This is a genomic window from Pseudomonas sp. RGM2987 (assembly GCF_022952855.1).
In the GTDB taxonomy this organism is placed as follows: Bacteria; Pseudomonadota; Gammaproteobacteria; order Pseudomonadales; family Pseudomonadaceae; genus Aquipseudomonas.
In genome coordinates, this window is the sequence record NZ_JALJDX010000220.1 from 69,163 (window position 1) to 82,990 (window position 13,828).

A 13,828-nucleotide genomic window follows, 5' to 3' on the forward strand; every position below is an offset into this window, starting at 1 on the left:
CTCCTGACTAACTCAAGATTGGATAAAGACATTGACCGGGAAATCCCCCAGCGCGGCGCTGATCATCAGCCCCCCTTGGGGTGTGACTGCTGCGCTTGCAAAAAGTCCCTTCAGTTTTTCGTCCCCACTGGCAAACGGTAACTGCACGCGGGTATCGCCCCAGTCCGAGGCGGCCACCTGCGGAGCCGCTGCATTTTCGAGCAGCCGGGCGGCGTGGATCGGCACCACGATGATCGCCCGTTGTTGCTCGTACTCACGCATGAACGCCAGGACCCGTTGGGCCTGCTCGCCGACCACCTCCAATGGCTGGTAGCTGCCCAGGCGGAACAGCTGCGGGTAGTGGGCCCGCACCGCCAGCGTCCTGGCGATCAACGCCTGCTTGACCCGTCCGTCACGCCAGTCGTTGATCAATGCCGCCGGTTCGCTGTCTGCCTGTATCGCCTCGCGGCGTGCGGTAAAGTCCACCGGGCGGCGGTTGTCCGGATCCACCAGGCTGAAATCCCAGAATTCGTTGCCCTGGTACAGGTCTGGAACACCGGGTACGGTCATGCGCAGCAAAGTCTGCGCCAGACTGTTGAGCGCGCCTGCCGGCGCAATGGCCTGGACGGCCTCGGCGATGGCGCTGCGCAACGGCAGCCCCTCGTCTCCCAGCAACAAGCGCTCGAGGAACATCTGGGTGGCCTGCTCATAACTATCGTTGACCGCCGCCCAGCTGCTTTGCAGCTTGGCTTCGCGCAAGGCCTTGCGCTGCCATTGCCACAGGCGTTCGTTGTACTCGGCCAGCGCCTGGTGATTTTGCAAGTCCAGGTCCAGCGGCCAGCTGCCGAGCAGCGCCTGGTAAAGGATCAGCTCGTCACCGGCCGAGGGGGCCGCCGGATCGCTGTGCAGCGAAGGCGAAAGGATGCGCCACTGCTCGACGCAGGCGGTGTACCAATCGGCGCGCTCGCTGAGCACCGCGAGCCGCGCGCGAGTGTCTTCGCCACGCTTGTGGTCGTGGGTCGCGGTGGTCATCAGGTTATCGGGGAAGTGCTCCAGGCGCTCGATACAGGCGTTATGGAACTCCTCTGGCGGGGCGCTGAAACGCTCGGTGTTGTAACCCACGTCATTGCGCGACAGCAGCACTGCCGAGCGATACAGCGCGGTGTCTTCCACGGCCTTGGCGGCGGCCGGCGAGGTCAGTTGCTGGAAACGCACGCAAGCATGGCGCAGGCGTTTGCGCTGGCTGCCACGCGGACGTTGGCGCCAGGGCATGCCGCCGAGCCAGCCGGCCAGGCAATCGAGCACGGGCCAATCGGCTTCGCTGAGGGTCTGCCGGGCACCTTCGAGCGCCTGATTGAAAAACACCTGGTCTTCGGCGGAGCGGCCCAGTGGGTTGATGTAGGTGCGGTACACCGGGAAGTGCACGATCAGTTCCTGCAAGGCCCGCCGAATCGCCCCCAGCGTCAGGTCGCGGGTCATCACGTCGTCGCGGGCCACCTGCAGCAGGGCCTGGGCGACGCTTTCGAAATCCCCGGCCAGTGAACCGTTGAGAATCTGCTGGCGCGCCAGCCGGGCCTCGTCGATGAATTGCGCCGGTCGTTCGCTGTGGCGGCTCCAGAACTCGGCGAGCGGGGCGGCGCCGGCCGGATCATGCTGCAACAGCGAGATCTGGTTCATGAACTCGTAGCCGGTGCTGCCGTCGACGTTCCAGTCCCGGCGCAGGGTCTCGCCATCGCCGAGGATCTTCTCGATGAAGATCGGCAGGTGGCGCGACGGTGAGATCGAATCCAGGCGCCTGCGTAATTTGCGGCAGTAGCCGCGCGGGTCGGCAAGACCGTCGACATGATCGATGCGCAATCCGTCCACCAGGCCTTGCTCGACCAATTCAAAGATCTTGGCGTGAGTGGCTTCGAACACTGCCGGACGTTCGACCCGCAGCCCACCCAGTTCATTGACATCGAAAAACCGCCGCCAGTTGATGTCGTCCGCCGCCGTGCGCCAACTGGCAAGCCGGTAGCTCTGGCGTTCCAACAACTGATGCAGGCGCTCGAAACCCTCGGGCTGCTTCGAATCGTAGCCGCGCAGGTTATCCTCGACGGCCGCGAGAATCTGCGGTTGGGTCACCAACTCGCGCAGCTCTGCTTGCAGCGGACGGGCGAGGGTATGGGCGTCGGTCTGGTAGTTCAGCGTGGTGAAGCGCTCGGCCAGGGCCTTGAGCGCTTCGGCCTGCTCAAGCGGCACGGATTCACTGGGCCGCAGCAGCTCGCCATACTGCATCGGACAAATCGGGAAGCGATGTTCGTAGTGCTCGACATAGAAACTGCCCTGGGTGGCGTCGAGGCGCAGTTGCAAGGTGCCTTCCTGCAAGGCGACCCCGTAGTCACTGCCCAGGAAGGGTAGCAGCAACTGGCCTTCCATCAGCGGATCGGGAGAGTGCCACTGGATGTCGAAGAACTCGCCGTAGGGGCTCAGTCGTCCCCACTCCAGCAGGTCCAGCCACCAGGGGTTGTCATTGCCGCCGACGGCCATGTGATTGGACACGATGTCGAGGATCAGGCCCATCCGATGCTCACGCAAAGTGGCGACCAGACGCTTGAGCGCCGCTTCACCGCCCAGCTCCGGATTGACCAGCGTCGGGTCGACCACATCGTAGCCGTGCATCGAGCCGGCCCGGGCCTTGAGCAGTGGCGAGGCGTAGAGGTGGCTGATGCCCAGCGAAGCAAAGTACGGCACCTGTGCAATGGCATCGTCGAGGGTGAAGCCTTTATGAAATTGCAGGCGCAACGTCGCCCGCAGCGGTTGGATTGATGTGTCTTTCATCGGTCACGCTCGTTCGCCTGAAGTCTCGCGCAGGCGAGTATTTCCAGACGCCGGGCAGCGTCCGGGTGATCGAGCAGCGCCTGGCTTTCATGAGCCAGGCGGCGCCGCCAATTGGGGTGGGTGTCAATGGTGCCGGGCAGGTTGGCCTGTTCCTCGATGCCCAGGGCATCTTCGAGCGGCAGCAGTACCAGCGGCGCACGGGTGTGGCCGAGGAAGCGCACACTGGCGTCGAGCACCTGGTCGGTCTCGCGGTGTTCCTCGCGAAAGTTCTGCGGATCCTGGTTCAGTGCACCGCGCAGGCCTTCGCGCTCCCGCTCGCGGTGTTTGCGCCATTCCATCTCGCCATGGGAGTCGACCAGGTCGAGCCGGGCGTTCCAGTCGATATCGTGCCCGTGCCACCAACCGTTGAGCGTCGGCAGGTCATGGGTGCTGGTGGTTGCCAGGGCGTCGTCCGGCCAGTCGAGGATCGGCTTGAAGCGGGTGTTGTCCTGTTCGAACAACAGCACGCGCATGCCGAGGATCGAGCGGGCGCTGAGCTTTTCCCGCAGGCCATCGGGCACCGTACCGAGGTCTTCGCCGAGGACGATGGCCTGGTGGCGGTGGGATTCGAGTGCCAGCAGGCGTAGCAGATCATCGAAAGGGTAATACAGATAGGCGCCGTCGGAGGGCGGGGCATCGTTAGGGATGACCCAGAGCCGTTGCAGGCCCATGACGTGATCGATGCGCAAACCACCGGCATGGGCAAAGTTGGCCCGCAGCATTTCGATGAATGCCCGAAAACCGTTACGCACCAGGCCTTCGGGGGAAAACGCCGAGATCCCCCAACCCTGGCCGGACCGGTTGAGGATGTCCGGCGGCGCACCCACGGTCAGCGAAGCGAGCAGCTCATCCTGTCGGCTCCAGGCCTGGCTGCCGGCTCCGTCGGCGCCCACCGCCAGGTCCGCGATCAGGCCGATGCCCATGCCGCTGGACCTGGCGGCGCTCTGGGCGCGTTCCAGGCAGCGGGCGATCAGCCACTGGCAAAAGGCATAGAAGCCGATTTCGTCGGCATTCTCTTCGGCAAAACGCGCCAACAGCGCACTGCGCGGGTTGCGCCATTCTTCCGGCCACTGGCGCCAGTCGAGGCTTTCACCCCGGGCTGCGCGTTCGGCCTGCAACGCTTCGAAGCGGCAGTGGTTTTCCAGGGCTTCGCCGCTGGTGTGGCGAAAGCTGCTGAAGTCTTCATGCAGTGGATGCTCGCCCTGGCTGAAACCGTCATACAGGGCCCGCAGCACTTTCTGCTTGGCCTGGGCGGCAACCGGCCAGTCCACCAGTGGCTGTTCTTCCAGGGTGCGCAGTTGATTGGTCAGGCCCGTGGCGTCGATGGCGGTGCGCAGGGCCCGTTCGCCAAGGATGGTGCCGGGGGCGGCGTACAGGCTGTTGAGAAACAGGCGACTGGACGGCGAATAAGGGCTGTAGCGCCCGGTGTCGCTGCTGAACATCGCATGCATCGGGCTGATGGCGATCGCATCGGCGCCGCGCTCACCGGCCACCCGCGCCAGTTCTTCCAGGGCCTGGGTGTCCCCGAAGCCGCCGTCGCCGGGTCGGCGCAGCGCATACAGCTGCGCGCTCAGGCCCCAGGCCCGTGGTGTCCGGTCATCCACCGCGTCGGCCACGCTGTAGCAACGGGCAGGCGCGACCGCGAGGGTGAAATGCTGGTCCTGGATGCGCACATGCTGGTAACCCACCGGGATCATCCCCGGAAGCCTGGCGTTGGCGTCGAGCTTGAGGTTCAGCGTCGAGCCGTCCTCGCATTGGATTTCGCAGGCGGTCTCGGCGTCGAAATAGCGGCTCAGATCCAGGCTGGCGCCGACGTCGACAGTGAGCAGCGGTGGCAGTTGGTGGTTCTGTTGATCTTGTTGCAGTTGCAGCAGGCTGGCGTCGATTTCCTGGGCAGTGCCGGCTGGATGGCCAAGGGCGGTGAGGACAGAACGCAACACCGCCGGCGAGACTTTCTGTGCCCGGCCGTTGGCGTCGATCCAGTCCACCGCCAGGCCTGCGCGGCCGGCGAGGATTTCCAGTTGCGCATCACTCATTGACGCTCTCCAGTCAGGTTGGGCAGGGTTGTTGCGTGTGTCAGGGTGACCAACGCGCTGTGGGGCGCAAGGACGCCCTGTTGCAACTGACCCATGGCCTGCTCAGGATGTTCGAAAAGAATGCGGGCATCTTCGGCAGCGGTATGGGCCACCGGTCGGTCGCTGAGGTTGAGGTCGATGCGCAACACGCTGCCATCGCCCAATTGCCAGCGTGCACTGACCGCGCCGAAGCCCAGCACGACGGTATCCAGGGCATGCGCCCCGGGCAGGCGCGGAACGATCTCTTCGCGGCGGATTTTCAACAGGCTGCGGTACAGCGTCTCGTTAGCCAGTTGCTCCGGTTCGTGGGCCTCCAGGTTCGGCCGCGAGGCCTCGAAGGTCGGGGCGGCGTTGGGATCGGGGATCCGTTCGCGTTTTTGCGGGTCGGCAAAGGCGCTGAAGGCCTTGAACTCGTTGCGTCGACCTTCGCGCACCAGTTCCGCCAGTTCACCATGGTGACTGGTAAAGAACAGGAACGGTTGTGGCGCCGTGACTTCATCGCCCATGAACATCAGCGGAATCATCGGCGAAAGCAGCAACAGGGCGGTCGCCGCTTGCAGGGCTTGGGGCGGCGCCAGTTGATGCAGACGCTCGCCCAGGGCGCGGTTGCCGATCTGGTCATGGTTTTGCAGGAACAGCACGAACGCGCTGGGCGGCAGGTGGCCGCTGGGCTCGCCCCGGGATTCGCCGTGACGGTTGGTGTGCCCTTGGAACACGAAACCCTGGCTCAGGCAGCGGGCCAGTTGTTCCGTTGGTTGCTCGGCATAGTCGGCGTAATAAGCATCCGTCTCGCCAGTGAGCAGCACGTGCAGGGCGTTGTGGCCGTCGTCGTTCCACTGGGCGTCGTAGCCCTGTTCCAGCAGGCTCGCCTGGTTGTGTTCGTTCTCGACGGTGAGCCAGACGTGGCGGGTCGGGTCTACCTGTTCGCGGACCCTGGTCGCCAGTTCCTGGAGGAAGTCCGGGCTTTCGATGGCGTGCACGGCGTCCAGGCGCAGGCCGTCGAAACGGTATTCCAGCAACCACATGAGCGCATTGTCGATGAAGAAGTCCCGCACTTCGCGGCGGCGAAAATCAATCGCCGCGCCCCATGGGGTGTGCTTGTCTTCGCGGAAGAAGCTTTTGGCATAGCGGTGCAGGTAATTGCCGTCGGGTCCGAAGTGGTTGTAGACCACGTCCAGGATGACCGCGATGCCATGACCGTGGGCGCTGTCGATCAGGTGCTTGAGCTGGTCCGGGGTTCCGTAGGAGGCTTGGGGCGCGTAGGGCAGGACCCCGTCATAGCCCCAGTTACGATCACCGGGAAATTGCGCCAACGGCATCAGCTCGATGGCGGTGACCCCGAGCCCGGCCAGGCGCGCCAGTTGCTGCTCGACGCCTTCGAAACCGCCGAGTGCGCCGACGTGCAGCTCGTAGATCACCGCCTCGTACCAGGGCCGGCCGGACCAGTGGGTGTGCCGCCATTGATAGGCATGCGGGTCGACCACTACGCTGTGGCGGTCAATGTCGCCGGCTTGGGCGCGGGAGGCGGGGTCCGGCACCTCCAGCTCGCCATCGATGTTGAAGCGGTAGCGGGTGCCGGCCGGGCAACGGGTCTGGATCATGAACCAGCCGTCGGCCTGGGGCAGTAGCGGTATTGAATCTCCAGTGTCGAGTTCGACACTGACAAAAAATGCATCCGGGGCCCAGAGGGCGAAGCGGGTGTGCTCGGCATCGAGCATGACCGCACCATGGGTCCATGTATCAGGCGTCCTTGACGACATTGTTACCTCATTGTCTGGCCGATTTACCCAGTGACTTCGCCACCAGCTGTTCGTAGAGTTCGGCGTAGGGCTCCACGGCTTTGCTCCAGTTGAAAGGTGCCGACATGGCCCGGCAGCGCATCGCGTTGAGCAGGTCAGGGTATTGGAAGATCTTGAACGCCCGGCTCAAGGCTTGTTTGTAGCTGTCCACCGTGGACTCATCGAACAGGAAACCGGTGACGCCATCCTCGATGGTGTCTGCCAGTCCGCCGGTATTGCGTGCCACTGGCAGCGAGCCGAAGCGCTGGGCGTACATCTGGCTCAAGCCGCACGGCTCATAGCGCGAAGGCATCAGCAGGAAATCGCTGCCGGCGAACATCCGTCGTGCATCGGTTTCGTTGAAGCCGATGCGTACGCCGATGCGCCCGGGAAAGCGCAGCGCCAGTTCTCGCATGGCTTGTTCTTCCTCGGGTTCGCCGCGACCGATGATCGCGATCTGGCCGCCGGACTCGACGATGAACTCAGAAACCGCCTCGGTCAGGTCCAGCCCTTTCTGGTAGACCAGGCGCGAGACCACGGCGAACAGCGGGCCGGTGGAATCGTCGAGCCCGAAAAGCTCACGTACATGGGCGGCGTTGACGGCCTTGCCTTCCCAGTCACCAACGGCGAATTGGCGGAACAGGTGGCTGTCGGTAGCGGCGTCCCAGCTTTCATCGATGCCGTTGGGGATGCCACTGAGCAGGCCTTGTTGGGTCTTGGACGCCAGGAAGCCGTCGAGCCCACAACCGAAGGTCGGGGTGGTGATTTCCTGGGCGTAGGTGGCGCTGACCGTGGTGATGTGGCTGGAGTAGGCCATGCCGGCCTTGAGGAACGACAATTTGCCGTAGAACTCCATGCCTTCCTGTTGCAGCGCATGTTCGGGGATGCCCAGTTCCGGGCAGCACGCCAGGCTCACCACGCCCTGGTAGGCCAGGTTGTGGATGGTGAACAGCGTCGGGGTGCGTTGGCCGCGCCAGTGCATATAGGCCGGCGCCAGGCCGGCAGGCCAGTCATGGGCGTGGACCAGGTCGGGGCACCAGTGGATCTGCGCCAGGTTGGCGGCGATGTCCGCGGCGGCCAGGCCCAGGCGGGCGAAGCGAATGTGGTTGTCGGGCCAGTCGCGGCCATTGTTGGCCCCGTAAGGCGAGCCTTCACGCTCGTACAGTTCCGGGCAGATCAACACATAGATCACCAGGCCGTCGGCCATGTCCATGCGCCCGATCTTGCAGGGTGGCAGCGCGGCGTGGCCGCCCAGCTCGCCGATGATGTGGATCGGATTACCGCTGTGCATCACTTGCGGATACCCGGGAATCAGGATCCGGACATCATGTAGCCCGGCCATCGCCCGGGGCAGCGCGGAAGACACGTCGCCCAGGCCGCCGGTTTTGACCAGGTCGGCGATTTCCGACGTTACGAACAAGACCTTCTTGCGATTGGGATTCTGTCGAACGACGGGGAGCAGTGCCTTGCCGCCGGTGGCCAGCACCGGAGCCGTCGGCGATTCAGCCGCCGGCGGTAGTTGTGAACGGACCTGTTGTGGTTCCAAGGCAGCACTGATCATAAATATCTCCCATGTTTTCGATCTGTTTCCGGCAAGCGCCAGAGCTGTTGTTTCATTGGCCGAATCCTGCGGCCAGGCGCACAAGCGCTACGCAAGGAAAGCAAAGCACTGCCCTTGCGGCGAAGCGAATCAGGTGAAGGAGCTGCTGCAAGGACTATTGCAAGGACTGCACCAGTCGTTGTTGCCCTACCTTTACCCTGACCTGTCGCCGTTGCGAAAAGTTTCGACTTTTTTTCGTTCGGATGACTGGCCGGTTTCCCCGCTGGATCGGGAGTCTAGGGCAGAACTTAGAGCGGTGCGGGACGGTTCGTCGAATTGTCGGACAATCACGTTTTTTGTCGGCAATGTCTTACATGCAGTGTGGTAATACCCACCCGACGAAGTGCAGTTGTTGGAAACTTAAATGGTGTATGGGCTGGCGCGGTTTGGTGAATGTGAGCGATGGGGCAGCGCGCCGCACCACTGTGGGGCGCCCTGAATGGCGGCCTTTTGATGGCGTTTTCTGTAGGTTCAACTTGAATCCTGTGGGAGCGGGCTTGCTCGCGATTGCGGTGGGTCAGGCAACTTTGATGCTGCTGACCTGACGCCTTCGCGAGCAAGCCTGCTCCCACAGGGATAGGTGTGTGATGCAAATGTTGCGTTGATCTCAACCCGCCGCCGTCATCAGCCGGATTGGCTTGCCCGCCGCCCAGGCCAGGAGGTCTTCGATCATCTGGGCATAGAACTGCTGGTAGTTCTGTCGGCTGACATAACCCACGTGGGGCGTGGCCAGGACGTTGTCCAGGGTTCGGAACGGGTGATCGGTGGGCAGCGGTTCCTGGGCGAAGACGTCCAGGGCGGCGCCGGCCAGGCGTTTGTGCCGCAGGGCGTCGATCAGCGCTGCTTCGTCGACGATCGGGCCGCGGGCGGTGTTGACCAGCAGCGCCGTGGGTTTCATCCAGCCCAGCGCCTGGGCATCCACCAGGCCGCGGCTGCGCTCGCTGAGCACCAGGTGGACTGAAAGGATGTCAGCCTGCTCGAACAGTGCCTGCTTGCTCACATAGGTCACGCCGACCTGGGCCGCGCGCTCGGCCGTGAGGTTTTCGCTCCAGGCAATCACCCGCATGCCGAACACCTGGCCGAACTGCGCGACGCGGGTACCGATGCTGCCCAGGCCGAGCACCGCCAGCGTCTTGCCGTGCAGGTCGCCCCCCAGGCCTTGCTGCCACAACCCGGCGCGCAGAGCGTTGGCTTCCTGCACCAAATTACGGCTCAGGGCCATGATCAGCGCCCAGGTCAGCTCCGGGGCGGCGTGCTTGTAGCTCTCGGTGCCGCAAACCTGGATACCCAGTTCGGCGGCGGTCTTGAGGTCCAGGGCAGCGTTGCGCATGCCGCCGGTGAGCAAAAGCTTGAGATTGGGCAGGCGCCGCAGCAGGGCCGCGTCGAACGCGGTGCGTTCACGCATCACGCAGATCACCTCGAAGCGCTGCAGGCGCGCAGCGAGGGTGTCGGGGGCGGCGGGGTAGTCATGCAGGAAGGTCACTTGGCCGACGCCATCCAGCGCCGACCAGTCGGCCACGTCTCGCGCCACGTCTTGCCAATCGTCGATGACCGCTATTTGCACCGCCATGGAGCACCTCGTCAGGGAATGGGTTTGTCCAGCCAGTCCAGCAGCGCCTTGTGGAAACGCTCCGGCTCTTCCATTTGCGGTGCGTGCCCCAGATTGGGGAACTCCACCAGGGTCGAACGTGGAATCAGCCCTGCGACCTGCTTGCCCAGCACTTCATAACGGCCCAGCCTGGCTTTCAGTGCCGGTGGCGCGATGTCGCTGCCGATGGCCGTGGTGTCGGCGTTGCCGATCAGCAGCAGGGTCGGCATGCTCAGGTTCTTGAACTCGTAATAGACCGGCTGGGTGAAGATCATGTCGTAGATCAGCGCCGAGTTCCATGCCACTTGCTGACGCCCAGGTCCCTTGTTCAAGCCGGCCAGCATGTCTACCCAGCGCTCGAATTCCGGCTTCCAGCGACCCGCGTAGTAGGTGGTGCGTTCGTAGTTGCGGATGCCATCGGCGTTGAGCTTCAGCTCACGCTCGTACCACTGGTCAACGCTGCGGTAGGGCACGCCCAGGGCTTTCCAGTCTTCCAGGCCAATGGGATTGACCATCGCCAGGCGCTCGACCTGGTCGGGGTACTGCAAGGCGTAACGGGTGGCGAGCATGCCGCCGGTGGAGTGGCCGAGGACGATGGATTTCTGCACGCCGAGGGCTTTGAGCAGCGCCTGCGTATTACTCGCCAGCTGCTGGAAGCTGTACTGATAGTGTTCGGGTTTGCTCGATGTGCAGAAGCCGATCTGGTCCACCGCGATCACCCGGTATCCGGCTTCGCTGAGGGCCTTGATCGAATCGCCCCAGGTGGCGGCGCAGAAATTCTTGCCATGCATCAGGACCACGGTGCGGCCGTTGACCTTGTGCTGGGCGGGGACATCCATATAGCCCATCTGCAACGACTGGCCCTGGGTCTGGATGGCGTAGTGCTTGAGGGTATAGGGGTAGTCAAAGCCTTCGAGTTGCGGACCATAGGCCGGGCCTCCAGGCGGATTGGCGGCGTGGGCGAGCAGGGGCAGGGTGGCGCTCAGGAACAGGCCGGGCAGCCAGCGGGCGGTGTGACGCGACATGGTCAGTCTCCTTTTGGTCAACCGCCGAGCCTGGGGCGACCCGATTATGGCGACATTAACCACAGGCAACCGCACCGCCTGAACGTTCCACCGATTGAGTCAGTGGGCCGGGTAATCCGCTACCACAGTCTGAGTCCCGTCCTTTTTCAAGCCGATGACTTGATAAGCGTCGCTCATGCCGTCCATTTCCATGCCGGGCGAGCCCATGGGCATGCCCGGCGCGGCCACGCCGAGCAAGTCGTCGCGCTTGCTCAGGGCCAACACTTGCTCTGCCGGGACGTGACCCTCGACGAACTTGCCGTTGGTCTCGGCGGTGTGACACGAACGCAGGTTCGGCGCGACCCCCAGGCGTTGCTTGACCGAACTCATGTCGGTCTCGACATGGTCGTTCACCTTGAAGCCGTTCTGTTGCAGGTGCGATATCCACTTTTTGCAGCAGCCGCAATTGGCGTCGCGGTGCACGTCGATGGTGACAGGCTCCAAGGCTTGGGCCAGCGTGGTGATAAACAGCGCGCTCAGGGCGAGCAGGTGCAGGGGCTTTGCCATGGAAGCAGTCTCTTGGCGAACGAATGGGCGCAAGGATAGCAGACAAGGTAGCCAGGGAAGCTGACAGGAGGCTGAGGGAGGGATTACAGAGTTGTCAAATTGTTTTGCAAACCCACACAGGAGCAAGCTGGATTTCCCTGTGGCGAGGGCACATACCGCGGATCAGCGAACCTTGAACCGCCCCATGATCGCATTCACCCGGCTGTTGGCGTCCAGCAGCTGACGCGTATTGTTTTCGCTGGCCAGGCCGCTTTCCACCAGTTCTTCCACCATGTGGCGGATCTGCACCATGCTGCGGTTGATTTCCTCGGTGACGGCGCTCTGTTGCTCGGCAGCGGTGGCGATCTGGGTGCTCAGGCTGTTGATCTGGCTGACGGAGCCGGCCATTTCGTCCAGGCCCGAGTTGACGCGTGCGGTGGCGTCGGCCGCCGATTGACAGCTGGCCTGGGTGTTTTCCATGGCTGCCACCGACGAGCTCACGCCCTGGGTCAGGCGGGTCAGCATTTCGTTGATTTCCGAGGTGCTGGCCTGGGTGCGGGCGGCGAGGGCGCGGACCTCGTCGGCCACTACCGCAAAACCACGGCCCTGTTCACCGGCCCGGGCGGCTTCGATGGCGGCGTTGAGGGCCAGCAGGTTGGTCTGCCCGGCGATGGCGCCGATGACCCCGAGAATCTCGGTGATGCGCTGGGCGTCCTGTTGCATGCTCTCGACCTTGCGAGTGGCGCTGGACACTTCGTCGATCAACGCCACCACGCTGTTGGAAGCTTCGCCAACCACCACACGGGAGCGATCGGCGTGCTCGTTGGCGCGCTGGGTGAACGCCGCCGTTTCAGCGGCATTCTGCGCCACGCTTTCAGCCGTGGAGCTCATCTCGGTGATCGCGGTCACGGTCTGGTCGGTTTCCGAAGCGTGGCGCATCAGGATTTCACTGGTGTGGGCCGAGGTCCGTTGCAGGCTGTCCAGGCTCGAGGCCATGGCGCCGGTGGCCTGGGTCACTTCGCCGATCATGCCTTGCAGATAGGCGATGAAGCCGTTGACCGAATGGCCAATGGCGCCCAACTCATCCTCGGCGCGGATGGTGATGCGTCGGGTCAGGTCGGCGTCGCCAGTGGACAGGGCGTCGATGTTGCCCTTGAGGATTTTCATGCGGTGGGTCAACTGACGGATCGCATACAACTGCATCAGCACCAGCAGGATCACCATCGGGATTTGCAGCAGGCTCAGGGTGCTGAGGACATCGTCACGCTGGGCGGTAATCAGGCGAGTCGGCAAGGCCGTCGCCAGGAACCACGGCGAACCTTCGATGGGGCGCATGAAGAACGTACTGGCTTGGCCATTGTTGTCGAATTCGACCCGTTGCAGCGGCTGGTCGCGCTTGGCCAGGCCGGCCTTGACCTGGGCGGCGAACGGCGAGGTAGCCGCCAGTTCGCTGATGTTCTTCAGCACGATCGGCCCGCTGATGCGCGAGCTGTTGCTGATGATCTTGCCGTCGCCTTCGACGATCAGCATCTCGGCGCTCAGGTCCGTCTCTTTGCGCGCGATCAGCTCGTTGAAGAAGCCCAGGGTCACGTCAATGGTGGAAACGCCATACGGCACGCCGTTCTTCTGGATGGCCATGGCGCAGTTGGTGCGCGGTTCGGCGCTGGCGTCATCTTTATAAGCCGCGGCCCAGGCGCATTTGCCGGCCGGGGTGGCCATGCCGCCCTTGTGCCAGGGCTGATCGAAATAGTTCGGCGCCGCATCGCTGTTCCAGAAGGTGTTGACCACCAACTTGCCCGAGGCATCGCGGTGCCAGAAGGTGCTGAACTTGCTGCGGCCTTCGGCTCGCTGGTTGGGCAACGGCCAGATCCCGCCGCCGAAGACTTTCAGTTCGCCATATTGATCCACCAGCCCCGGCAGGACCTTGTCGATGGCATCGCTGTCGAGCAGGGGGATGGTCTGGGTGATGCTACGCTGCTGGGCCTGCACCTTGTTCAGTTCACCCTTGATCTGCTCGGCGACCTCGCCGATGCGGTTAAGCGCCACCTGTTCTTCGGTATGGCGCAACTTGGGCGCGACCAGGTAACTGATGCCTACGACCGTCAGGATCGACAACACCAGGATGAACAGAATCAGAAACAGTGTGTAGCGAGCCTGAATGGTGCGAAATGCGGGCATATGGCAGGTCCTTGCACGAAGGCGACTTTCGAAGGCAGATGAAGTTGGTATGGGCGTACCAATTTGTATCGACCTTTGCTCATGGAGCTTTAACACCGTACATCGGCGGTGATAGCACTGGATTCAGCAAATGGATCATCGCCAATAGGTGGAAGCAAGGCTACAGCTGTAACATGGGGCTCCGCTGGCTGCCTGGCATTCCAAAAAGAGGCAGCCTGTGG

The 13,828-nt window shown here is 63.4% G+C and carries 8 protein-coding genes; all 8 read right to left on the reverse strand.

All coding sequences use genetic code 11. The features are described from left to right. Positions 1–12: 12 nt before the first annotated feature. Positions 13–2,799 carry a malto-oligosyltrehalose synthase gene (locus RGM2987_RS24795; protein ID WP_245145486.1) on the reverse strand — a complete coding sequence of 929 codons (2,787 nt, stop codon included), beginning with the start codon at positions 2,797–2,799 and terminating at the stop codon, positions 13–15. Continuing rightward, positions 2,796–4,874, reverse strand: a complete 2,079-nt coding sequence (gene malQ, locus RGM2987_RS24800) for a 4-alpha-glucanotransferase (protein WP_245145487.1) — start codon at positions 4,872–4,874, stop codon at positions 2,796–2,798. Before malQ ends, RGM2987_RS24795 begins: the two co-directional genes overlap by 4 nt. Further along, positions 4,871–6,673 carry a malto-oligosyltrehalose trehalohydrolase gene (treZ, locus tag RGM2987_RS24805; protein WP_245145488.1) on the reverse strand — a complete coding sequence of 601 codons (1,803 nt, stop codon included), beginning with the start codon at positions 6,671–6,673 and terminating at the stop codon, positions 4,871–4,873. Before treZ ends, malQ begins: the two co-directional genes overlap by 4 nt. Positions 6,674–6,680: 7 nt before the next feature. Then, positions 6,681–8,252 (reverse strand): glycogen synthase GlgA, encoded by a 1,572-nt coding sequence (glgA, locus tag RGM2987_RS24810; RefSeq protein ID WP_245145489.1) that lies wholly within the window; start codon positions 8,250–8,252, stop codon positions 6,681–6,683. A 646-nt stretch (positions 8,253–8,898) separates the two neighbouring features. Further along, positions 8,899–9,861 carry a D-2-hydroxyacid dehydrogenase family protein gene (locus tag RGM2987_RS24815; RefSeq protein WP_245145490.1) on the reverse strand — a complete coding sequence of 321 codons (963 nt, stop codon included), beginning with the start codon at positions 9,859–9,861 and terminating at the stop codon, positions 8,899–8,901. Between the two features lie 11 nt (positions 9,862–9,872). Further along, entirely contained in the window at positions 9,873–10,904 is a 1,032-nt protein-coding gene (locus tag RGM2987_RS24820) for an alpha/beta hydrolase (protein WP_245145491.1), read from the reverse strand. A 99-nt stretch (positions 10,905–11,003) separates the two neighbouring features. Continuing rightward, positions 11,004–11,450, reverse strand: a complete 447-nt coding sequence (locus RGM2987_RS24825; protein ID WP_245145492.1) for a DUF411 domain-containing protein — start codon at positions 11,448–11,450, stop codon at positions 11,004–11,006. A gap of 162 nt (positions 11,451–11,612) precedes the next feature. After that, positions 11,613–13,607, reverse strand: a complete 1,995-nt coding sequence (locus tag RGM2987_RS24830) for a methyl-accepting chemotaxis protein (RefSeq protein ID WP_245145493.1) — start codon at positions 13,605–13,607, stop codon at positions 11,613–11,615. Between the last annotated feature and the right edge of the window lie 221 nt (positions 13,608–13,828).